This is a genomic window from Streptomyces sp. NPDC058685 (assembly GCF_042714725.1).
Taxonomy (GTDB): domain Bacteria; phylum Actinomycetota; class Actinomycetes; order Streptomycetales; family Streptomycetaceae; genus Streptomyces.
The window spans coordinates 258,601-279,628 of the sequence record NZ_JBHXSL010000001.1 but is presented as its reverse complement, the minus strand read 5'-3'; the positions used below and the strand labels follow the sequence as shown (position 1 = coordinate 279,628).

Genomic DNA, 21,028 nt, shown 5'->3' with positions numbered 1-21,028 from the left:
CAGGGACAGAACGAATGCCGGGGCCGCCCCTAGCCTCACGGGGGTGGTCAAGCTCTCCGTCATCGTGCCGTTCTACAACGTGCAGACATACGCGCCCGACACCCTCAGAAGCCTGCAGGCGAACGCCCGCGAGGACTTCGAATTCCTCCTTGTCGACGACTGTTCGAAGGACGGGACTCCGGAGATCCTCGAGCGCGCGGAGCGGGAGGTGCCGGGGGCGCGGGTGATCAGACATGAGCAGAACGGCGGTCTCGCCACCGCCCGCAACACCGGTCTCGACGCGGCGAGCGGGGAGTATCTGGCCTTCCTGGACGGCGACGACTGGCTCGCCCCGGGCCACTTCGAGCATCTGCTCACCGCCATGGAGGACCTGGGCTGCGACTTCGTGCGCACCGACCATGTGCAGTGCACGGCCAGGGCCCGCACGGTCCACCGCGTCCCCGTCGGCCGGCGGGGCGAGGTGCTGCGGCCGCGCGACGCGATCCTGCCCGCCGACCGTTCGACCGGCGTGGACTACCCCTTCGCGTGGGCCGGGATGTACCACCGGCGGCTCGCCGACCGCGGGCTGCTGCACTTCACCCACGGTCTGCGCACCGCCGAGGACCGGCCGTGGATCTGGCGGCTGCACCGCGAGGCCGAGACGTTCGCGGTGATCAGCCACCTGGGGATCTTCTATCGACGCGGCGTCGCGTCGTCCCTGACACAAATCGGTGACATTCGGCAGCTGGATTTCATTCGGGCATTCGACCAGGTACTCGAAGAAACGGCGCAGGATCCGGATTCCGCGCAGCTGCTTCCCAAAGCAGTGCGGACATACTGCGCGGTTATTTCTCATCACCTGGGATCGGTGGAGCGATTCGAACCCGCGGTGGCACGTAAATTGCGGGCGATGAGCGCGGCCGCGCTGAAACGGATGCCGCAGGACATTCTGAAGGAAGCGCTCGACTCGATGGACACCGAACGCGCCTCGCGTCTGCGCAGGCTCCGTCGCCGTCCCTCCCCCCTCTCCTCGGAGGCCGCGGCCTGATGCCCACGACCCAGATCTTCTACGCCTCCTCGCTGTACGGTGCGGCGACGCTGTCCGCGGCGATCGACAGCGGCTGCTTCCCGGCCGCGGACCGGCGGCTGCTGCTGGTCGCCAACAACGCCACGACGCCGGAGACTTCGCCCTCGCTCGACACCATGCCGGGCTTCGAGCGGCTGCGCGGGCGCTTCGACGGGGTGATCTCCTGGAACGAGGCCATCTCGCCCTTCCACCCCGGCGGCTGGTCACCGCGCCCGGACGACGGGCCCCTGTGGGAGCGGTATCTGCGCATGCTGTGGGACCTCGGCGACGACCGGATCGAGCTCGCGGTCGAGTCGATCCAGGTCACGCCGGCCCTCGCGATCGCCCAGCTCTTCCCGGACGCGGCGCTGGACGTCTACGCGGACGGGCTGATGAGCTACGGCCCCACCCGCAGCAAGATCGACCCGCTGGTCGGCGAGCGCGTGCGCACCCTGTTCCACCTGGATCTGGTGCCGGGTCTGCAGCCCCTGCTGCTCTCGGAGTTCGGGGCGAAGCCGCGGGTCGTCGCGACCGAGGCGTTCGTCAAGGTCGTCGCCGAACTGTCCGACGGGGTCGAGGAGTCACCGGCGCGGTCCGCGGTCGGTGAGGGCGCGGCACTGCTGCTCGGCCAGTACCTCGCGGCGCTCGGCATCATCACGCCGGCGGAGGAAGAGGCCCTGCACGTGCGGATGGTGCGGGGCGCGGTCGCGCTCGGCCACCGCCGGATCGTCTTCAAACCGCACCCCACGGCGCCGGCGTCCTGGACCCGGACGCTGGAGCGGGAGGCGGAGGCACTGGACGCGGAACTCACCGTGCTGGACCGGCCGGTGCTGGCGGAAGTGCTCTACCGGCAGCTGCGTCCCGCGCTGGTGGCGGGCTGTTTCTCGACCGCGCTGTTCACGGCGAGCACGTTCTACGGCATTCCCGTGGCCCGGGTCGGCACGGAGCCGCTGCTGGACCGGCTCACGCCGTACCAGAACAGCAACCGGATCCCGCTGACGGTCGTCGACGCGCTGGTGCCGGACCTGGCGGAGGGCGAGGCCGGTGCGCCGAAGGCCGCGGACGAGGAGTTGACCGGGCTGCTGAGCGCGGTCGGTTTCGCGATGCAGCCGCAGATCAGGTCCGATCTGCGCCCGGCGGCGGAGCGGTACCTCGGCGGCAGCCTGAACGGACGGACGTGGCGCTACTTCAAGCGCCGCCGCCTGACGGTGCTGGGCCTTCCGGGAGGCATCCCGGTCCCCCGCCACGCGGCGGTGCGAAGGGTGGCGCGCAGGGCCCGCCGCCTGAAGAAGCTGGCGCTGGGGTGACGGGAGCGGGTCGGGCGGGCGCCGTTCACCCCGGGCCCAGCACCGCACCCACGCCCGACACCACCGCCGCCAGGCCGTTTTCGAAGCCCTCGTCCCGGGAGCCGAACAGTTCCTCGCCCGCCCGCGCGGCCAGCGGGTACTGCGACAGGCGTTCCTCCCGGGCCCGCAGGTCGTACCCCTCGCCCGTCGCCTGTTCCTCGATCACGTAACCGATCGTGTAGCTGTACCCGGTCTGCCACGCCCGTGCCGCCGCTCCCGGCGTGAATCCCGCCTCGGTGAGCGTCCGCAGCTGGGCCTCCATCGGCGCGGCGTAGCTCAGGTCCGTGAAGTGCGTGCCGCTGTAGACGCGCGCGCCGTCGCGGTAGCGCAGGAGATGCGACCGCAGCCCCCGCATCGCCGCCGCGTACGCCGCGCGCCAGTCCGCCGGCGGGGGCGCCTCGGCGAGGTCCGCCGTCATGCGGCGGAGCATCTCGGTGGCCATCTCGTCGAGCAGCGCCTGCTTGTCCTTGAAGTGCCAGTACAGCGCCGGGGCCTTGACGTCGAGCTCCTTGGCGATCCCTCGCAGGGTCAGTCCTTCGAGGCCCACCTCGTTGAGCAGGCGCAGGGCGGTGCGCGCCACCCGGATCCGGTCGAGTCGTTCCGTAGCCACGCGCCCACCCTCCCACACCCCCTTGACAACTTAACGCCGTTAAGTTCACCCTACGGACATGGAACTTAACAACGTTAAGGACGACGGGATCACGGACACCCGGGTGCTCGTCGTCGGCGCCGGACCCACCGGGCTCGCCCTCGCCTGCGATCTCGCTCGCCGCGGGGTCCGCACGCTGGTCGTGGAGCAGTCCGACGCCCTCTTCCCGGGCTCCCGCGGCAAGGGCCTCCAGCCCCGCACCCTGGAGGTCCTCGACGATCTCGGGGTCGTGGACGCGGTCCTCGCCGCGGGCGGCAGAGCGCCGGTCGGAATGCTCTGGGAGGACGGCGAACGGCGCGGCGAGCACGACATGTTCGAGCGCCCGGGGCCCACGGACGCGGCTCCCTACGGCGAACCCTGGCTGCTCCCCCAGTGGCGCACCCAGCAGATCCTGCACAGCCGGCTCACCGAACTCGGCGGCGCCGTCACCTTCGGCGCGGCCCTCACCGCCATCACCCAGGACGAGACCGGCGTCACGGCCGAGCTGACGACGGGCACCGTCCGGGCGGACTACGCGGTCGCCGCCGACGGGGGCCGCAGTCTCGTCCGCCGGATTCTCGGCATCCCGATGACGGGCGAGAGCGTCGACCCCGCCCCGATGCTCGTCGCGGACGTCCGCATCCCCGCGCTCGACCGCCTCAACTGGCATGTGTTCCCGGGCGACGGGTCCGCGTTCCTCGCCGTCTGCCCTCTGCCGGGGACGGAGGACTTCCAGGTCACGGGCCGCTTCTCGGAGTCGGAGCCCGACATCTCCCCCGCGGGGGTACGGGAGTTGATCGCCGCCCGCACCCATCTGAGCGCGGACGACGTCACCGAGGTGCGGTGGTCGTCGGACTTCCGGCCGCGCGCCGCCCTGGCGGAGCGCTTCCGCGAGGGCCGGATCTTCCTGGCGGGCGACGCCGCCCATGTGCACTCGCCGGCCGGTGGGCAGGGGCTCAACACCAGCGTCCAGGACGCGTACAACCTCGGCTGGAAGCTCGGTCAGGTCCTGCTCCACGGCGCGCCCGAGGAACTGCTCGACAGCTACGAGGAGGAGCGGCTGCCCGTCGCCGCGCAGATGCTCGGCCTGTCCACCCGTATTCACCGCGGCGAGGCCCGGCGCGGGGAGGCCACCATGCAGCTGGGGCTCGGCTACCGCGGCGGACCGCTCGCCGCGGGGTCCGCGGGCGCGCTGGAAGCGGGCGACCGGGCGCCGGACGGCCCGCTGCCGGACGGCAGCCGGATCTTCGACCTGTTCCGCGGCCCGCACTTCACCCTGCTCGCCGTCGGCACGGACGCCGGACTCCCGTCAGGGGACGGCGATGTGGTGCGCTGCCACCGGATCGACGCGTACGAGCCGTACGGCAAGGGCCTCTTCCTGGTCCGGCCCGACGGTTACATCGGCTGGGCCGGCGAGGACACGGCGGGACTGGCCGCATGGCTGCGCCGGGCCGGTGCCCACGGCGGCCTTGACCTCAAGCGTGCTTGAGTTTCTACGGTCGCCGTATGCGCTATTCACACGATGACACCGGACTCGTACGCCAGCCGATCGGCTACTGGAGCTGGGCCGCCCACGAGGCGGTGGTGGGCCATATCCGCGGGGTACTCGGCGAGGCCGGGCTCACCCAGCCCCAGTGGTGGGTCCTCAACCAGCTCGCCGAATCGCCCGCCGGACGGGACCGCACCGAACTGGTCGCGTTCCTCCAGGGCTATCTCGCGGTGGGGACCGTCCGCATGGACGACGAGGTCGAGGCCCTGATCGGCCGGGAGCTCGTCGCCCTCGGCGAGGACGGGCTGCTGCACATCACCCCCGAGGGGGAGGCGCTCCGGGCCGAGGCGGCCGTACGGCAGCAGGGCGTACGGGCGAAGATCCACGACGGCATCACGGACGAGGAGTATGTCCGCACCCTCAAGGTGCTTCAGCGGATGATCCACAACGTGGACGGCAGGGCCTGGCACCACTGACCCCCGGGCCGCTCCGGTCAGCTGCTGCTGAGCGAGAGCTTCACCGCGAAGCCGAGGAACAGTGCGCCCGCCGCCGAGGTGGCTCCCGCGGAGAGCCGCTTGCGGCGGCGGAAGGCCTCCGCGAGATGGGTGCCGGTGAAGATCAGCAGGGTCAGATAGAGGAAGCTCGCCACCTGCGCGAGCGCGCCGAGGACCACGAAGGACAGCGCGGGGTAGGCGTACGCGGGGTCGACGAACTGCACGAAGAAGGCGATGAAGAAGAGGATCGCCTTCGGGTTGAACAGGCTGATCACCAGCGCCCTGCGGAAGGGCCGCTCGGAGTCGGCCGCGGCGTCCGGGGAAGCCGCCTCGCGCTCCACCGCCCGCTCACGGCGCGTGCGCCACATCGACCAGGCCGCCCGCAGCATCCCGATCGCGAGCCAGGTCAGATAGCCGGCGCCGGCGAACTTCACGATGCCGAACAGCACGGCGTTGGCCTGGAGCAGCGAGGCCACGCCCGCCGCCGACAGCACCATCAGCACGGTGTCGCCGCACCACACACCGGCGGCGGCACGGTATCCCGTCCGCACACCACGTCGCGCGGCGACGGAGAGCACGTACAGCGAGTTCGGCCCCGGCAGGAGAATGATCAGGACAAGGCCGGCGAGATAGGTCGGCAGATCGGTGACACCCAGCATGGGGCGGAGTCTCGCACACGGGTACGACACTCCGCCTCGGCGTTTCGCATCACGGAATCAGAAGGCGTCAGCCGGCACATACGTGCCCCAGACAGCGCGCAAGGCGTCGCACACCTCGCCCACCGTGGCCCGCGCCCTGAGCGCGTCCTTCATCGGGTAGAGCACGTTCTCCGTACCCTCCGCGGCCTTCCGCAGCGCGGCGAGCGCGGCGTCCACCGCCGGCTGGTCGCGTTCGGCGCGCAGCCTCGCCAGCCGCTGCGCCTGCTGCGCCTCGATGGCCGGATCGACCCGCAGGGGTTCGTACGGCTCCTCCTCGTCGAGCGTGTACCGGTTGAGGCCGACGACCACGCGCTCCCCGCTGTCCGTCTCCTGGGCGATGCGGTACGCGCTGCGCTCGATCTCGTTCTTCTGGAACCCGCGCTCGATCGCGGCGACGGCGCCGCCCATGTCCTCCACCCGCTGCATCAGCGCCAGGGCCGCCGCCTCAACGTCGTCCGTCATCTTCTCCACGACGTAGGAGCCGGCGAACGGGTCGACGGTGGCGGTGACGTCCGTCTCGTAGGCCAGGACCTGCTGGGTCCGCAGCGCGAGCCGGGCCGACTTGTCCGTCGGCAGCGCGATCGCCTCGTCGAAGGAGTTGGTGTGCAGCGACTGGGTGCCGCCGAGGACGGCCGCGAGCCCCTGCACGGCGACCCGCACCAGATTGACCTCGGGCTGCTGCGCCGTCAGCTGCACCCCTGCCGTCTGCGTGTGGAAGCGCAGCATGAGGGACTTCGGGTTCTTCGCCCCGAACTCGTCGCGCATCAGACGCGCCCAGATCCGGCGCGCGGCACGGAACTTGGCGACCTCCTCCAGGATCGTCGTCCGCGCGACGAAGAAGAACGACAGACGCGGCGCGAAGTCGTCGACGTCCATGCCGGCGGCTACGGCCGTTCGGACGTACTCGATACCGTCCGCAAGGGTGAACGCGATCTCCTGCGCGGGCGAGGCCCCCGCCTCGGCCATGTGGTAGCCGGAGATCGAGATGGTGTTCCACTTCGGGATCTCGGCCCGGCAGTACCGGAAGATGTCGGCGATCAGCCGCAGCGACGGCTTGGGCGGGAAGATGTAGGTGCCGCGGGCGATGTACTCCTTGAGCACGTCGTTCTGGATGGTGCCGGTGAGCCGGTCGGCCGGGACGCCCTGCTCCTCGCCGACGAGTTGGTAGAGCAGGAGAAGCAGCGCGGCCGGCGCGTTGATGGTCATCGAGGTGGAGACCTGGTCCAGCGGGATTCCGCCGAGCAGCACCCTCATGTCGTCGATCGAATCGATGGCGACCCCGACCTTGCCGACCTCGCCGTGCGCGATGGGGGCGTCGGAGTCGTGGCCCATCTGGGTGGGCAGGTCGAAGGCGACCGAGAGGCCCGTCGTGCCGTTGGCGATGAGCTGCTGGTAGCGGGCGTTGGACTCCACGGCCGTGCCGAAGCCCGCGTACTGACGCATCGTCCAGGGCCGTCCGGTGTACATCGAGGGATAGACACCGCGGGTGTAGGGGAACGCCCCGGGCTCCCCCAGCTGCTCGGCCGGGTCGAACCCCTCCAGATCGTCCGGTCCGTAGACCGGTTCGATGGGCAGTCCCGACTCGGACTCGCGCGCCATGTCTGTGCCTCCGCTGGAGCTACTCGCCGGTAACCGTACTCGCGAGGGACTGTAGCGGCGGGTCCGCGACGGTTCGAGAGCCGTCCGGTGGGACCTTGCTCACAGCCTTCTCCCCATGATGCGCGGGATTGCGCAACCGAGCAGAGCGGGAATCCATCTCAGCATGCACAGAGAACACAGGGGGGCGACATGCTTCGGAACACCATCGGCAGAACCATCGCCGCGGCCGCCGTACTCGCGGTGACCGTCGGCTGCACGGCCCAGGCCGCCGTACCCGACCGGGCCGCGGGGTCGGACGGCAAGCCGGGCGCCTCGGCGCCCGCGCCGGAGGCGACACCCGCACCGACCCGTCCGGCGCCGGCCACGCCGTCCGGGAAACCGAAGCAGAAGCCCGCCTCGCCGAGCGCGAGCGCCGAGCCCGCCGAGGTGCTGATGGCCCGCGGCTCCAAGGGCGCCAAGGTGCGCGAGCTCCAGGCCAGGCTCGCCCAGATCGGCTGGTTCGACGACACCCCGACCGGCACGTACGGCTCGGTCACCGCCGATGCGGTGAAGGGCTTCCAGACCAAGCGCGGACTGCCGGTCACCGGTGACACGAACACCGTCACCTGGCAGAAGCTGCTCGGGATGACGAAGAAGCCGACGAGCGACGAGTTGGCGGGCCGGAAGGTCAACAAGCCCTCGGCCAAGCTCGACCCGCGCTGTCTGACCGGTCGCGTGATGTGCATCAGCAAGACGAGCCGCACCCTGTCCTGGGTGGTCGACGGCACGGTCCGGTCCACGATGGACGTGCGCTTCGGGTCCCAGTACACACCGACCCGCGAGGGCACCTTCAGCGTCTTCGCGAAGTCGAGGGACCACGTCTCGACGATCTACCACACCCCGATGCCGTACGCGATGTTCTTCAGCGGCGGCCAGGCAGTGCACTATTCGGCGGACTTCGCGGCCCGCGGCTACAACGGCGCGTCCCACGGCTGCGCCAACGTCCGGGACAAGGGGGCGATCGCCTCGCTGTTCGCGCAGGTCCGCATCGGCGACAAGGTCGTCATCCACTGGTGAGACGGCCGGGGCCGTCAGGAGGAGTGAGTGGCGCGGGCGGGACCGGGGGAACGTGTCCCGCCCGCGCCATGTGCGCCCAGCCGTAGGTACGGGGGGAACCCCGGCTCGGGCGCGGCCGATGACCAGTCGGCTCACTCTCTACTGCGTCAACGGCTCAAAAAATGTCACACCGCGTGGGCGCGGCCGGAAAACGCCTGGTCAGAACAGAGAGCCGAGCGTGTCCACGGACGGCAGGGGGCCATTTTCGGACGCGGTGCGCGGGGTGTTCTGCTGCGGCGGTGTCCAGGAGACGGGCGGCTTGGATCCGTGCGGCCGGCCGTCGGAGTCCGAGCCGTCACCGTCACCCTTGTCGTCGTCGTTGTCACCGCCGCCGTCGCTGCCGCTGTGGTCGCCGCCGCCGCTCTTCGCGTCACGGTTCAGCAGTTCGGCGCAGAACCGCTCGACCCCGCCCGGCCCCTTGGCCGCGATCTCCAGCTTCTTGCGGTGCTCGGCCGGCAGGGTGCCCTTGCGGTAGTCGAGGCAGGCCGCGACCGTCCTGCGGTACAGCTCGGCCCGCCGCTTGCTCTTGGCGTCGTCCTTGCCGTCCTCCGGCCGGCCGGGCGTCTCGCCGCCCGGCCCGGTGGTGGCGCCCGTCGGGTCCGGGTCCTTGACCAGCCCGCCGCTCTCCGCCGGAGGGGCCGAGGGAGAGGTGACGGGATCGGGCGACTGCATGGGCGAGCTCACCGCGCCGTCGGGCGACTCGCTCAGTACCGGTCCGGGTGTCTCCGCCGCCGAGACGGAGGAGGCGGGAAGAGGCGTGCCGCCGCTGAAAGGAGTCGGCAGCAGGCCGGTGCCCGCCGCGACCGCGACACCGCCGAGGGCACAGCCCGCGACGAGCGCCGCGATACCGAACCGCACGGGTCGGCGCAGCCGCACACCGAGCGCGGCGCACGGTGAGGGGGCGAGGCGTACGGTCCCGAGCGCGTCGCCCGCCTCGGCGTCGGCCCTGCTCTTGCGAAAGGCCGCCAGCGCGGCGGCCTCACCCGGCATTTCACCGTCCTCGGGATGGACGGGGACCTCCGGCCTGCCCGCTGCGAAGAGGGCCCGGGACAGCTGCGCGGCCTGTGCACGGGCGTGCTCGTCCGACGTCCTGACCGGCTCGCCGCGCAACAGCTGTTCCGCCGCTTTCCTGTCAAGCCACTCGTACCGCTCGTCGGCCATCACATGTCCTTCTGCGTCCGCGGCCGCGAATGCGTCACACCGGCGGGTGCCGTGGCACCGGGCCGGAGACTGCGCTGCGGAGGTACGCCGTTCAGATCCGCGGCGCGTTCGGCGGGGCCCGCGACCGTGTTCACGGCGTCCGCGTCGGCGACAGCACCGTACGCGTTCGCAACGGCGCCCACGCTCTCGGGGTCCTCGTAATCCGCTGCCCCCAGACCCTCCAGGCTCTCCGCGCCGAGCAGCTCGGCCAGCCGCTTGAGCCCACGGTGCGCCGCGGTGCGTACGGCTCCGGGCCGTTTGCCCAGCGTCTTGGCGGCGCTCTTGGCGTCCAGCCCGACGACCACCCGCAGGACGACGGCCTCGGCCTGGTCCTGGGGCAGTTGCGCGATGAGGGCCATGGTGGATCCGGTGGCGAGGGCTTCCATGGCCTCGTCGGCGGTGTCCGACTCCGCCGGCCTGCCGGTGAGTTCGCTCTCGTCGCCGCCGACGGCCGGGCGCCGGCCCCGCATCCTGATGTGGTCGAGCGCGCGGTTGCGGGCTATTCGGGCGGCCCATCCGCGGAACCGGTCCGCGTCGCCGCTGAACCGGTCCAGGTCGCGGGCGATCTGGAGCCATGCCTCGGATGTGACGTCCTCGGCCTCCGGCTCACCGACGAGCGTCCGTACATAGCCGAGCAGCCGCGGGTGCACGGCGCGGTACACAGTCCGGAAGGCGCCTTCGTCCCCGTCCTGTGCCGCGAGCACCGCGGCGGTCAGCTCCGCGTCGTCCCCCAGCACTACCTCAACCTTGTTCCGAATCGCAGCTGGTCATCACTGCCGCGCCCCCGTGCGCGAATCAGCACGCTACGTCGTTCCGGGGGGCCGCGTCCATGCCTTGTACAACTTGCAACAATTGCCGACCGGCGTCGTGTGACAGAAATCGCCCGCCCGGCGCTGAGAGAAGTACGGGGTGGCTCTGCGACCCCGGCGGACGACGACCGGGGCCTCTCCTGTGGGGGGTGGCGGCCCCGGTCGTCCTTCCACCGCACCCGTCCCGCGCTCGTCCAAAGCCGCTGATGTCCGGCTCTCAGCGCTGCACGCGGGCACGGCGGGAGACGACCGCACGCAGGATCCGCTGCCCCTCGGTCGACACATCGAGCGCCTGCCGCAGGCCGACGCCGCCCTCGCCCTCGGCGAGGATCTCCAGGACCTGGATCTGCCGCCGCACTTCCCCGGCCACCAGGGGCCCGGCGCTCGTCGGCTCCCCCTCGCGGCAGCTCTTGAGCACCTCGATGACATCGGCCGCCTCCGGCTCCCCGTCGCCCGGCGAGGCGTCGAAGCGGTGGTGGAGCTCCAGCGCGGCGACGGAGCAGTCGTCCGCCCATTCGCGCAGCGGCTCGCGCTCCCACTCGGACGGCGCGGCACCGAGCATCTGGCGCACGAGAACGGCCGCTTCGTCGCTGACGGTCTCGCTCTCCATCGCCTCTCTGGCGGCGCCCAGCCGCACGGACCAGTCCTCCGCGCCGTCCACCAGGCCCGCCCACAGCGGACGCAGCACATCGCTCTCGGACGCGAGCAGCGGCAGACAGCGGTCCAGGCATGCGAGCCCGCTCGCGGCCAGGCCTCTCTCATCGGCCTGTGCGATCAGCTCTCTCAGGCACTTCGACGCCACCGGACGCCTCCCATCGCGGACGCAGTACTTCCTCTTACTGCGCCCCGTGGCTCAATTGCGTCACTACGACGAAGCGGGAAACCCCGTCCTTCCAGGGATCGGAGGAGAAGTCTCCCGAAGCCGTGTTCGGGCCGCTTGGCGCAAAGTACTCCGTCCGATGGTCCCGCCGCCACGGTTGTGCGGTCATGAGCGGCTCTGACGGACCCACCATCAATTCCGCGCCACTCGCACACATTTGCGCCACACCTCTGTTACATTCTGCGCACCCGGAACTCGGCTTGCAGGGCGCCCGGTTGGGCCCGCGGGGAGGCCGGGGACCGTGGTGTGGGCCCGCACACCCCCGGGCGGGCCCACACCGCGACGACCCCATGACGGCCGGCGCGACGGACAGCGCGGCAAGCGACCCGCGGCGCCGCCGCCCGGCTCAGCCGAGCCGGTTCGCCAGACTCTGGAAGTCGGCCCAGCTCGCCGTCGGAGCGCCCGGCACCCACAACTTCTGGGCCGTGGCCCGCAGAGGCATCCGGATACCGCTCGCGACCTGGGCCTGCGTCTGCGCCTGGGCGAGATCGCACCAGACGGCGAACTGGCCGCCGACGATCTGCTTCGAGTACTTCTCCGGCACCGGCTCGGTGCCGCGGAGGACGAACGGCGTCCACTGCTCGTAGATCCGCCGGCCCGTCGGGTAGGTGAAGTCGTTGGGCTCGCCGAGTACGTAGTACATGTACTCGTCGTTGAGGTTCAGGAGCTTGCGGCCCTCGGCCAGATACTCCTCGGGCGGCCGTGCGCCGATCTCCTTGCCGGTCCAGTACGCGACCTCGACGTCCTTGTCCACGGAGACCGACCCGCCCCGGAAGAAGCCGTCGTTCCAGGCCTTGGGCTGGAGGCCCAGCGGCCGCACGACCGCGGCGCGGTCGTTCACCCAGTCCGTCGCCAGGTCCTGGACCCGGCCCTCGGGGCCGTACTGCTCCCGCGCGAGTGCCGCGAGCTGCGGGAAGGACGCCTCCGGGTTCTCGCGCACGAGGGCCTGGTACTCGTCACCGCCCAGATGCCAGAACCTGCCGCCGAAGAGATCGGCGTACTCGCGCAGCAGCTCGTCCACGAGCCGTGCCGACTCCGGGTTCCCGATGTCGATCGCTCCGCGCACCGTCCGGCCGCCCACGTCCCTCAGCTGGAGCTGGGGATAGGCCGCCAGCACCGCGCCCAGATGCCCCGGTGAGTCGATCTCGGGCACGACCTGGATGTGCAGCGAGGACGCCAGCGCCAGGATCTTTCTGACCTGGTCCTTCGTGAGGTGCTCCTGCGAGACGATCTCGGGGTGGGTGTCCGACTCGATACGGAACCCCTGGTCGTCCGAGAAGTGCAGTCCCAGCTGGTTGAGCTTGAGGTCGGCCATCTCCCGCAGCCGGTCCTCGATCCAGCCCGCGGTGAAGCTCTTGCGGGCGATGTCCACCATCAGTCCGCGCTGCGGCCGGTCGGGGCGGTCCTGGACGAGCCCTTCCGGCATCACGCCGCCGGAGCGGACCGCCTGCTTGAGGGTGCGGGTGCCGTAGAAGACGCCGGACTGGTCCGGCCCGGATATGCGCACCTTCCCGCCGCCGGTCCGGACGGTGTACGACTCCGCGCCGCCCGCCTGCGAGGGGGCCAGTACCAGTTCGACATCTGCGGGACCTGCGGCAACGGCTCCCCGGTAGGCGATCTTCAGCTCGCCGGCGAGCAGTTTGGCCTCGTCGGCCAGGGCCTCGCTGCCCTTCGCGACCACGATCCCGGCAGCGGGTCCGGGCTTCCAGCCCGGCCCACGGGCGGCTTCGTGCTGCCGCACGGAGGGGATGGTCGCGGGCGCCGTGGAGAGCGGGTACGACCGGGACGGCGAAGGACTGGGCGCGGCGGGTTTCGCCCGGGCGCCACCGTCACCGCCCGTATCGGCCGCATCGCCGTCGGAGCCGCTGGAACAGCCGGTCACGGTCATCGACAGGGCCGCGGCCACGGCGACCATGACGCCGGCGGTCCGGGCGCGCCCAGGGTGCACTATCACTCGGATACCTCCCATATGCAGCGTAACCACGGCGAAGCACCCCCTGCATCGTCCATCACATGAGCTGAAACTCTCCCGTCCGGGTGAAAATCGCGCATCCGTCGGACACGTCCTCGCACGCGTCGATAGCGTTACGACTCATCCACCCCTCCCTTCCCAGCGGTCCCGCTGTTCTGTTCGAGGAGCCCACGCTGTCCAGCGAATCCCACGCCGGCCTCCCGAAGCGACCGCCGACACTCCACCACACTCTCGGCGCGCCCGCCCCTTCTGGCATACGGTCCCCGCTGCCCGGCCAACGGAGCGGCACACCTGGACTGGTGCACTTCAACACCGCACCCGAGAGCGCCGTCGTCGCCACCCTGCTCGCCTGCTGCGCCAGCGGCCGCTGGGCCGAGCGGATGGCCGCCCACCGCCCCTACCCCGACCTGGCGTCCCTGCTCGCCGCGGCCGACGAGGCCGGCTACGACCTGCGGCCCTCCGACGTCACCGAGGCTCTCGCCGACGAGTGCTCCGCCGGGCTGCACCCGGGCGCGCCCCAGGCAGCGCACACCGCGCTCGCCGCCGCCCACGCCGCGTACGAGAGCCGTTTCGGCCACGCCTTCGTGATCTGCCTCGACGCCTACGGTCCCGACGAGTACCTGGATCACCTGCTGGCCGGAATCCGCACCCGTCTGACCCACGAACCGGACGAGGAGCGGGCCGTCGCCGCAGAGGAGCTGCGCGGCCTCGCGCGCTCCCGACTGACACATGTAGTGGCCAACCATCCTGAATCAGACGTCGCGGGGGCTTCCCGGTAGCCCGTACGAGGCTGTTTGATTGCCTGTTTGATCACACCAGCCGACCCCGGGCGAACGAACCGACAAGTCGTCGCTACGATGGCCGGGGCCGGTGGACCGTACCCGGCCGGGCCAGACCGACAACCCCAAGCCGGCAGGCCCCAATCCCCGCTCCCGGAGGGTTCTTCCGTGCCGGCTGGAACGCTGTACCGCGGCCGGGAAGGAATGTGGTCATGGGTGGCTCATCGAGTCACCGGCGTCCTCATCTTCTTCTTCCTGTTCGTACACGTGCTGGACACCGCTCTTGTCCGCGTCTCGCCCGAGGCGTACGACGATGTGGTTGCCACGTACAAGACGCCTATCGTCGCGCTGCTCGAATACGGCCTCGTGGCCGCGATTCTCTTCCATGCGCTGAACGGGCTGCGTGTCATCGCCGTGGACTTCTGGTCCAAGGGCCCGCGCTACCAGAAGCAGATGCTCTGGAGCGTCATGGCCATCTGGTTCGTGCTGATGGTGGGTGCCCTGTACCCGGTGCTCGGCCACGCCGTTCGTGAAGTCTTCGGGAGCTGACGCCAGACATGTCCGCTGACACCTCTTCCACGATCGGCCCCGTCGAGGGCGAGAGCCTCTACAGCGCCGACAACCCGGCGCCGTACATCGAGGCGCCGCGCCGGCGCACGGGCCGCACGCCGAGCTCCACCCGCGGCAACTTCGAGATGGCCGCCTGGCTCTTCATGCGTCTGTCGGGCGTCGTGCTGGTCGTCCTGGTCATCGGCCACCTGCTGATCCAGCTGGTGCTGGACGGCGGCGTCTCCAAGATCGGCTTCGCCTTCGTGGCCGGCCGCTGGGCGTCCCCGTTCTGGCAGGTCTGGGACCTGCTGATGCTGTGGCTCGCCATGCTGCACGGCGCCAACGGTCTGCGTACTGTCATCAATGACTACGCCGAACGCCCGAACACGCGTCTGTGGCTCAAGGGCCTGCTGTACACCGCCACGGTGTTCACCATCCTTCTGGGCACGCTGGTGATCTTCACCTTCGACCCGAACATCCGCTAAAGCCGGGGCTGACGAGACCAATGAAGATCCACAAGTACGACACCGTCATCGTCGGCGCCGGCGGCGCCGGAATGCGCGCGGCCATCGAGTCGACGAAGCGCAGCCGCACCGCCGTGCTGACCAAGCTCTACCCGACCCGCTCCCACACGGGCGCCGCGCAGGGCGGCATGGCCGCCGCGCTCGCCAACGTGGAAGAGGACAACTGGGAGTGGCACACCTTCGACACGGTCAAGGGCGGTGACTACCTGGTCGACCAGGACGCCGCCGAGATCCTGGCGAAGGAGGCCATCGACGCGGTCCTCGACCTGGAGAAGATGGGCCTGCCGTTCAACCGGACCCCGAACGGCACCATCGACCAGCGGCGCTTCGGCGGCCACTCGCGCAACCACGGTGAGGCCCCGGTCCGCCGGTCCTGCTACGCCGCGGACCGCACCGGTCACATGATCCTCCAGACGCTGTACCAGAACTGCGTCAAGGAGGGCGTGGAGTTCTTCAACGAGTTCTACGTCCTGGACCAGCTGATCACCGAGGTGGACGGCGTCAAGAGGTCGGCCGGTGTGGTCGCCTACGAGCTGGCCACCGGCGAGATCCACATCTTCCAGGCGAAGGCCGTGATCTACGCCTCCGGCGGCACCGGCAAGTTCTTCAAGGTGACCTCCAACGCGCACACCCTCACCGGTGACGGCCAGGCGGCCTGCTACCGGCGCGGTCTGCCGCTGGAGGACATGGAGTTCTTCCAGTTCCACCCGACGGGCATCTGGCGCATGGGCATCCTGCTGACGGAGGGCGCCCGCGGTGAGGGCGGCATCCTCCGCAACAAGGACGGCGAGCGCTTCATGGAGAAGTACGCCCCCGTCATGAAGGACCTCGCCTCGCGTGACGTCGTCTCGCGCTCGATCTACACCGAGATCCGCGAGGGCCGCGGCTGCGGTCCCGAGGGCGACCACGTCTACCTGGACCTGACCCACCTGCCGCCGGAGCAGCTGGACGCCAAGCTCCCGGACATCACCGAGTTCGCGCGGACCTACCTCGGTATCGAGCCCTACACGGACCCGATCCCGATCCAGCCGACCGCGCACTACGCCATGGGCGGCATCCCGACCAACGTCCAGGGTGAGGTCCTCGCGGACAACACCACGGTCGTCCCGGGTCTGTACGCCGCCGGCGAGGTCGCCTGCGTCTCCGTGCACGGCGCCAACCGCCTCGGCACCAACTCGCTGCTGGACATCAACGTCTTCGGCAAGCGCTCGGGCATCGCCGCCGCGGAGTACTCCGCCAAGCACGACTTCGTCGAGCTCCCGGAGAACCCCGCCTCGCTCGTCGAGGCCCAGGTCGAGCGGCTGCGCAACTCCACCGGCAACGAGCGGGTGGCGGACATCCGCCGCGAGCTGCAGGAGACCATGGACGCCAACGTCATGGTGTTCCGCACCGAGCAGACGATCAAGACCGCGGTCGAGAAGATCGGCGAGCTTCAGGCCCGCTACCGCAACGTGTCCATCCAGGACAAGGGGCGGCGCTTCAACACGGACCTGCTGGAGGCCGTCGAGCTGGGCAACCTGCTCGACCTGGCCGAGGTCATGGCCGTCTCGGCGCTGGCCCGCAAGGAGTCCCGCGGCGGTCACTACCGCGAGGACTACCCGAACCGCGACGACGTCAACTTCATGCGCCACACCATGGCGTACCGCGAGGTCGGCGACGACGGCTCCGAGACCGTCCGTCTCGACTACAAGCCGGTCGTCCAGACCCGCTACCAGCCGATGGAGCGTAAGTACTGATGGCTACCCCGACATTGGACAAGCTGGATGCGTTCGAGGCGGACTCCGCCTCGTCGCACCTCATCTCCGTCACGTTCCGGATCCGCCGCTTCAACCCCGAGGTGGCGGCGGACGCGGAGTGGCAGGACTTCCGGATCGACATCGATCCCAAGGAGCGCGTCCTCGACGCGCTGCACAAGATCAAGTGGGACGTCGACGGTTCGCTGACCTTCCGCCGCTCCTGCGCGCACGGCATCTGCGGCTCCGACGCGATGCGGATCAACGGCAAGAACAGGCTCGCCTGCAAGACGCTGATCAAGGACATCAACCCGGAGAAGCCCATCACGGTCGAGGCCATCAAGGGCCTGACGGTCCTCAAGGACCTGGTCGTGGACATGGAGCCGTTCTTCCAGGCGTACCGCGACGTGATGCCGTTCCTGATCACCAACGGCAACGAGCCGACGCGTGAGCGTCTGCAGACCGCCGAGGACCGCGAGCGCTTCGACGACACCACCAAGTGCATCCTGTGCGCCGCGTGCACGTCCTCGTGCCCGGTGTTCTGGAACGACGGCCAGTACTTCGGCCCGGCGGCGATCGTCAACGCGCACCGCTTCATCTTCGACTCGCGTGACGAGGCCGGGGAGCAGCGTCTGGAGATCCTCAACGACAAGGACGGCGTGTGGCGTTGCCGCACCACGTTCAACTGCACGGACGCCTGCCCGCGCGGTATCGAGGTCACCAAGGCGATCCAGGAGGTGAAGCGGGCGCTCATCACGCGCCGCTTCTGACCCACGGGTCGCACCGGTCGCGCCGGTCGCACCGATTCGGTACGAAGGGCCCCGCATCCCGCCCGGGACGCGGGGCCCTTCGCCGTACGGGCTTCACCGAGCGCGGCGATACCTGGCAGGATCGTGGGACGTCTGACATGAAGCTCGAAAGCGGGGACGAGACATATGAGCGAGCCCAATCCGTACGCAGCGGACGGAGAGCCCGAGTACAAGTGGGGCCCGACGCAGCCGCCGGGGACGCCGGCCTACGGCTACCCCAACGCCGCACCGGGGTACGGCTATCCGGGCCCGAACGACACCCCGGCCTACTCGCAGACGCAGCCCGCGGGTGTCCCGGTGCCGGTCAACCCGGTGCCGATGGGCGGCACGCCGCTGGTCTCCATCGGTGACATCACGGTGATGGGCGACTCGATCGTCACCCCGGCGGGCACGCTGCCGCTGCGGGGCGCGGTGTGGAACGCGACGGACATGTCCCGCACCGAGGAGAAGATGCCGACGCACGCCATCGTGCTGGCGGTCGTGTTCTTCATCTTCTGTCTGCTGGGCCTGCTCTTCCTCCTGATGAAGGAGAAGACGACGACGGGCTTCATCCAGGTCACGGTGACGAGCGCGGGCAAGCACCACTCGACGATGATCCCGGCACAGCACCCGGGCACGTTCCAGCAGGTGATGGGCCAGATCAACTATGCGCGGTCGCTGAGCAGCATGTAGTGCTCCGCACCGGGGTGGTCATCGGCGGGGGCCGGTGACCACCGGGCGGGTCCATGTGACGGAGCGGGTCACGTCAGTCGACGCCGCATCACCGGGCGCTTCGGGGCGCGCCGGGCCACCTCGGTGAAGCCCTCGGCGGTCAGCAGTGAGACCAGGCCGTGGAACGCCTCGTCGGCTCCCACCGGGCCCATCGTGTCGTCCACGGGATAGGCCTCCACCGTCCGTGCACCGTTGTCCCGGGCGAACGAGACGGCTCCGCGGACGAGTTCGCGCGCCACGCCCGTACCGCGGTGCTCCCTGCCGACGTACAGACAGACCAGCGCCCACACCGGGACGTCGTCGACCGGTTTGCTGACCGGGGAGCGGTCGAGGCGGGAGTACTCCGTACGCGGTGCGACGGAGACCCAGCCGACGGGGGTGCCGTCCCGGCGGGCGACCAGGCCCGGACGGGCTCCGTCGTCGACGAGGGCGCGCAGCGCACGGCGGTTGCCCTCGCCCCACGCGGTCTCGCGGCGCTCCTGCGGGGTCTGCCGGAAGAACATGCACCAGCAGCCCTTGACCGAGCCGCGTGCGCTCAGGAGTTCTTCCACGTCGGGCCAGTCGGCGCCGGTCACGGGCCGGACGGTGATCGTGTGGTCCATCAGCCGATGATGCCCGCCCGGCGGGCCGCCGTGAGCCAGGAGGGGAACTCGGTCAGCAGCCTGTCGTACAGCTCGGGGTCCGAGACGACCGCGATGTCGTCGACGGCGAAGAAGCCGACGTTGTCCACGCGGCGGCCGGGGAGGGTGTCGAACCGTTCCAGGACCCCGTAGTCGGATTTCCCGAGGCCGACGAACTGCCAGAAGACGGGCTCCTCGACGGCCGCACGCAGCTCACGCTCGATCTCGGCGTTGCGGTAGACACCACCGTCCGAGAAGAACAGCACGAGGGTCGGAGCCTGGGCGGGATTCGCCCGGACGTAGCCCCGGACCTCGGCGATGACCTTCTGCTCCTCGTTCTGGATGCCGACCAGGCGCATGTCGACCTGGCCCGGCCGCATGCCCTTCTTCGGCTTCTTCGGGCGGCCGAACAGGCTCATCTCGCCGCCCCTGACATGCAGTTGGAGCCACTCGGGCAGACCGGCGACGGTGAGGTCGGGGAGCCTGGCCGGGTGGGTGGCGAAGGTCCACGCCTGCATCTCGCCGTCGTCGTCGAGCTGAGCCGCGACGGCGGCCATCCGCTCCACGACATCGGCGACGACGCCCCGGGAGTACAGCATCGCCATGGAGCCGGAGGCGTCCAGCACCAGGATCACCCGCGCGGTGGCGCCGGCCGCGCCGTGCTTGCTCAGGCTGACGGCGACCTGTTGCTTGCGCAGGGACAGCCGCTTGCGCATGTCGACGGGGAGTTGCTCCTCGCCCCGGTCCGGCCGGGCGGCCTGCGGGACGGCGGGCGGCGGTGCGGGCGCGGGAGCCTGTGGGGCGGGCATCTGCGGGACGGGCGCCTGTGGCGTACGCACGGGCGACTGCGGGACCGGGGCGGATGCGTGCGGGACCGGCGCGGGCGCGTGCGAGACCGGCGAGGGCGCGTGCGGGACCGGCGCGGGCGCGTCGTCCACGGTGATGCCGTAGTCGGTGGCCAGCCCCGCCAGTCCGGCCGCGTAACCCTGGCCCACCGCCCGGAACTTCCACGCACCGGCCCGCCGGTACAGCTCACCGGCGACCAGGGCCGTCTCCGCCCCCGCGGCGATGTCGAACCGCGCCAGCTCCGTGCCGCTCGCCGCGTCGAGCAGCAGCAGCCTCAGTCCGCGCAGCCGGCCGAAGGTGCCGCCGTCGGCCGACGCACTCAGCACGACGCGGTCGACACAGGCTTCGAGCGACGAGAGATCGACCTCGACGGTGTCGGTCCCGTCCCGCTTGCCCTGGTGCCGCACGGCGCCCGAGGAGTGCCGCGGCTGGTTGTAGAAGACGAAGTCCCCGTCGTCGCGCACCCGTCCGCCCTCGGTGAGGAGCAGCGCGGAGGCGTCGACGTCGGGCGTCCCCTCCCCCGGGGCCCAGCTGAGCACGGCGCGGACAGCGGCAGCGGCGACCGGGATGTTGGCGCCCTTGCTGAGAGGTACGGATGCCATCCGGACAGTGTGGCGGGTCGGACCGCGCCGGGGCGACACCTGCGCCGGACGTACGTCTCCGAGGGCACCGCGAACTCGCTTGAACATGTTCAAAAACAGGTCTACAGTCCTTCCTGTCCAGCCTTTTGAACACGTTCAAGGAGGGGTGGGGATGGACCTCACTGTTGTCGCGTACATCGTCTATCTGCTGATCAGCGTCGCGCTGACCGTCTGGGTGGCTCGCACACTGAGCCGGAACGGGCGGATCTTCCTGGCCGACGTACTGCACGGGAACGAGAAGCTCGCCGATGCCGTGAACCACCTGCTGGTGGTCGGCTTCTACCTGGTGAACCTGGGCTTCGTCGCCCTCTACCTCAAGGCCGCCGACGCGGTGGCCGACGCCCGCGGACTCTTCGAGGCGCTCTCGGTGAAGGTCGGCGTCGTCCTGCTCGTCCTCGGCGTGATGCACCTCGGCAACGTCTACGTCCTCAACAAGATCCGCCGGCGCGGCATCATGGAGCGCGAGCAGGTGCCGCCGGTGCCGCCGCAGGGCTGGACCGGTCCCGTCGACAAGGGGCCGTGGGCCGCACCCGCCGCCGGTCCCGCCGGAGCGTGAGCGCC

The 21,028-nt window shown here is 70.4% G+C and carries 21 protein-coding genes; 12 read left to right on the top strand and 9 right to left on the bottom strand.

The annotated features are described in order from the left end of the window. The first annotated feature begins 43 nt into the window (after nucleotides 1–43). Together ACFWU3_RS01325 and ACFWU3_RS01320 are read left to right on the top strand one after the other, a co-directional pair. A complete protein-coding gene (locus ACFWU3_RS01325) occupies nucleotides 44–1,027 on the top strand; it encodes a glycosyltransferase family 2 protein (protein ID WP_384429369.1) in 984 nt (327 codons plus the stop codon). Continuing rightward, entirely contained in the window at nucleotides 1,027–2,352 is a 1,326-nt protein-coding gene (locus ACFWU3_RS01320) for an alpha-2,8-polysialyltransferase family protein (protein ID WP_384429366.1), read from the top strand. The genes ACFWU3_RS01325 and ACFWU3_RS01320 overlap by 1 nt, the downstream gene beginning before the upstream one ends. Before the next feature lie 25 nt (nucleotides 2,353–2,377). Here the strand turns inward: ACFWU3_RS01320 and ACFWU3_RS01315 are convergent, their stop codons facing one another. Continuing rightward, on the bottom strand, nucleotides 2,378–3,001 hold the full coding sequence (locus tag ACFWU3_RS01315) for a TetR/AcrR family transcriptional regulator C-terminal domain-containing protein (protein WP_384429363.1): 624 nt from the start codon (nucleotides 2,999–3,001) through the stop codon (nucleotides 2,378–2,380). Between the two features lie 58 nt (nucleotides 3,002–3,059). Between ACFWU3_RS01315 and ACFWU3_RS01310 the strand changes: the two genes are divergently transcribed. Beyond that, complete coding sequence (locus tag ACFWU3_RS01310; protein WP_384429360.1) at nucleotides 3,060–4,508, top strand: FAD-dependent monooxygenase; 1,449 nt, start codon at nucleotides 3,060–3,062, stop codon at nucleotides 4,506–4,508. A gap of 17 nt (nucleotides 4,509–4,525) precedes the next feature. Further along, entirely contained in the window at nucleotides 4,526–4,984 is a 459-nt protein-coding gene (locus ACFWU3_RS01305; RefSeq protein WP_384429357.1) for a MarR family winged helix-turn-helix transcriptional regulator, read from the top strand. A 17-nt stretch (nucleotides 4,985–5,001) separates the two neighbouring features. Here the strand turns inward: ACFWU3_RS01305 and leuE are convergent, their stop codons facing one another. Together leuE and ACFWU3_RS01295 are read right to left on the bottom strand one after the other, a co-directional pair. Further along, nucleotides 5,002–5,661: a leucine efflux protein LeuE gene (gene leuE, locus ACFWU3_RS01300; protein WP_313944538.1), complete on the bottom strand. Its 660-nt coding sequence runs from the start codon at nucleotides 5,659–5,661 to the stop codon at nucleotides 5,002–5,004. Between the two features lie 57 nt (nucleotides 5,662–5,718). After that, nucleotides 5,719–7,299: a methylmalonyl-CoA mutase gene (locus tag ACFWU3_RS01295; protein WP_384429353.1), complete on the bottom strand. Its 1,581-nt coding sequence runs from the start codon at nucleotides 7,297–7,299 to the stop codon at nucleotides 5,719–5,721. A 189-nt stretch (nucleotides 7,300–7,488) separates the two neighbouring features. On the opposite strand from ACFWU3_RS01295, the gene ACFWU3_RS01290 reads away from it, so the two are divergent. Further along, a complete protein-coding gene (locus ACFWU3_RS01290; RefSeq protein ID WP_384429350.1) occupies nucleotides 7,489–8,355 on the top strand; it encodes a peptidoglycan-binding protein in 867 nt (288 codons plus the stop codon). Between the two features lie 198 nt (nucleotides 8,356–8,553). Here ACFWU3_RS01290 and ACFWU3_RS01285 read toward each other — a convergent pair whose 3' ends face one another. The 4 genes from ACFWU3_RS01285 to ACFWU3_RS01270 form a co-directional block, all read right to left on the bottom strand. Further along, on the bottom strand, nucleotides 8,554–9,555 hold the full coding sequence (locus tag ACFWU3_RS01285) for a hypothetical protein (protein WP_384429347.1): 1,002 nt from the start codon (nucleotides 9,553–9,555) through the stop codon (nucleotides 8,554–8,556). Beyond that, a complete protein-coding gene (locus tag ACFWU3_RS01280) occupies nucleotides 9,555–10,331 on the bottom strand; it encodes an RNA polymerase sigma factor (RefSeq protein WP_384429344.1) in 777 nt (258 codons plus the stop codon). Before ACFWU3_RS01280 ends, ACFWU3_RS01285 begins: the two co-directional genes overlap by 1 nt. Before the next feature lie 289 nt (nucleotides 10,332–10,620). Next, nucleotides 10,621–11,205: a hypothetical protein gene (locus ACFWU3_RS01275; protein ID WP_384429342.1), complete on the bottom strand. Its 585-nt coding sequence runs from the start codon at nucleotides 11,203–11,205 to the stop codon at nucleotides 10,621–10,623. A 424-nt stretch (nucleotides 11,206–11,629) separates the two neighbouring features. After that, on the bottom strand, nucleotides 11,630–13,252 hold the full coding sequence (locus tag ACFWU3_RS01270) for a glycoside hydrolase family 20 protein (protein WP_384429339.1): 1,623 nt from the start codon (nucleotides 13,250–13,252) through the stop codon (nucleotides 11,630–11,632). A 302-nt stretch (nucleotides 13,253–13,554) separates the two neighbouring features. Between ACFWU3_RS01270 and ACFWU3_RS01265 the strand changes: the two genes are divergently transcribed. The 6 genes from ACFWU3_RS01265 to ACFWU3_RS01240 all read left to right on the top strand — a co-directional run bounded on the left by ACFWU3_RS01265 (nucleotide 13,555) and on the right by ACFWU3_RS01240 (nucleotide 18,321). Beyond that, nucleotides 13,555–14,034, top strand: coding sequence for a 2-oxo-4-hydroxy-4-carboxy-5-ureidoimidazoline decarboxylase (locus ACFWU3_RS01265; RefSeq protein ID WP_384429336.1), 480 nt, complete (start codon nucleotides 13,555–13,557; stop codon nucleotides 14,032–14,034). 168 nt (nucleotides 14,035–14,202) lie between these two features. Continuing rightward, nucleotides 14,203–14,583, top strand: coding sequence for a succinate dehydrogenase, cytochrome b556 subunit (sdhC, locus tag ACFWU3_RS01260; RefSeq protein ID WP_313944544.1), 381 nt, complete (start codon nucleotides 14,203–14,205; stop codon nucleotides 14,581–14,583). An 8-nt stretch (nucleotides 14,584–14,591) separates the two neighbouring features. Further along, entirely contained in the window at nucleotides 14,592–15,068 is a 477-nt protein-coding gene (locus ACFWU3_RS01255; protein WP_313944545.1) for a succinate dehydrogenase hydrophobic membrane anchor subunit, read from the top strand. Nucleotides 15,069–15,088: 20 nt separating this feature from the next. Continuing rightward, the gene (gene sdhA / locus ACFWU3_RS01250) at nucleotides 15,089–16,843 is read left to right on the top strand and encodes a succinate dehydrogenase flavoprotein subunit (RefSeq protein WP_384429331.1); all 1,755 of its coding nucleotides are present in this window, start codon (nucleotides 15,089–15,091) and stop codon (nucleotides 16,841–16,843) included. Then, a complete protein-coding gene (locus tag ACFWU3_RS01245; protein ID WP_340474915.1) occupies nucleotides 16,843–17,610 on the top strand; it encodes a succinate dehydrogenase iron-sulfur subunit in 768 nt (255 codons plus the stop codon). The genes sdhA and ACFWU3_RS01245 overlap by 1 nt, the downstream gene beginning before the upstream one ends. Before the next feature lie 165 nt (nucleotides 17,611–17,775). Then, on the top strand, nucleotides 17,776–18,321 hold the full coding sequence (locus ACFWU3_RS01240; protein ID WP_384429328.1) for a hypothetical protein: 546 nt from the start codon (nucleotides 17,776–17,778) through the stop codon (nucleotides 18,319–18,321). 68 nt (nucleotides 18,322–18,389) lie between these two features. Here ACFWU3_RS01240 and ACFWU3_RS01235 read toward each other — a convergent pair whose 3' ends face one another. Then, on the bottom strand, nucleotides 18,390–18,962 hold the full coding sequence (locus ACFWU3_RS01235) for a GNAT family N-acetyltransferase (protein WP_384429325.1): 573 nt from the start codon (nucleotides 18,960–18,962) through the stop codon (nucleotides 18,390–18,392). Next, entirely contained in the window at nucleotides 18,962–20,428 is a 1,467-nt protein-coding gene (locus ACFWU3_RS01230; RefSeq protein ID WP_384429322.1) for a VWA domain-containing protein, read from the bottom strand. The genes ACFWU3_RS01235 and ACFWU3_RS01230 overlap by 1 nt, the downstream gene beginning before the upstream one ends. Before the next feature lie 151 nt (nucleotides 20,429–20,579). Here ACFWU3_RS01230 and ACFWU3_RS01225 point away from each other — a divergent pair, with 151 nt between their 5' ends. Further along, a complete protein-coding gene (locus tag ACFWU3_RS01225; protein WP_384429319.1) occupies nucleotides 20,580–21,023 on the top strand; it encodes a hypothetical protein in 444 nt (147 codons plus the stop codon). Nucleotides 21,024–21,028 lie beyond the last annotated feature (5 nt).

Coding starts and splice junctions, on each gene's coding strand:
- ACFWU3_RS01320 (WP_384429366.1), top strand. CDS start 1,027: ATGCCCACGACCCAGATCTTCTACGCCTCCTCGCTGTACGGTGCGGCG.
- ACFWU3_RS01310 (WP_384429360.1), top strand. CDS start 3,060: ATGGAACTTAACAACGTTAAGGACGACGGGATCACGGACACCCGGGTG.
- ACFWU3_RS01305 (WP_384429357.1), top strand. CDS start 4,526: ATGCGCTATTCACACGATGACACCGGACTCGTACGCCAGCCGATCGGC.
- leuE (WP_313944538.1), bottom strand. CDS start 5,661: ATGCTGGGTGTCACCGATCTGCCGACCTATCTCGCCGGCCTTGTCCTG.
- ACFWU3_RS01295 (WP_384429353.1), bottom strand. CDS start 7,299: ATGGCGCGCGAGTCCGAGTCGGGACTGCCCATCGAACCGGTCTACGGA.
- ACFWU3_RS01290 (WP_384429350.1), top strand. CDS start 7,489: ATGCTTCGGAACACCATCGGCAGAACCATCGCCGCGGCCGCCGTACTC.
- ACFWU3_RS01285 (WP_384429347.1), bottom strand. CDS start 9,555: ATGGCCGACGAGCGGTACGAGTGGCTTGACAGGAAAGCGGCGGAACAG.
- ACFWU3_RS01270 (WP_384429339.1), bottom strand. CDS start 13,252: ATGGGAGGTATCCGAGTGATAGTGCACCCTGGGCGCGCCCGGACCGCC.
- ACFWU3_RS01255 (WP_313944545.1), top strand. CDS start 14,592: ATGTCCGCTGACACCTCTTCCACGATCGGCCCCGTCGAGGGCGAGAGC.
- sdhA (WP_384429331.1), top strand. CDS start 15,089: ATGAAGATCCACAAGTACGACACCGTCATCGTCGGCGCCGGCGGCGCC.
- ACFWU3_RS01245 (WP_340474915.1), top strand. CDS start 16,843: ATGGCTACCCCGACATTGGACAAGCTGGATGCGTTCGAGGCGGACTCC.
- ACFWU3_RS01240 (WP_384429328.1), top strand. CDS start 17,776: ATGAGCGAGCCCAATCCGTACGCAGCGGACGGAGAGCCCGAGTACAAG.
- ACFWU3_RS01235 (WP_384429325.1), bottom strand. CDS start 18,962: ATGGACCACACGATCACCGTCCGGCCCGTGACCGGCGCCGACTGGCCC.
- ACFWU3_RS01230 (WP_384429322.1), bottom strand. CDS start 20,428: ATGGCATCCGTACCTCTCAGCAAGGGCGCCAACATCCCGGTCGCCGCT.
- ACFWU3_RS01225 (WP_384429319.1), top strand. CDS start 20,580: ATGGACCTCACTGTTGTCGCGTACATCGTCTATCTGCTGATCAGCGTC.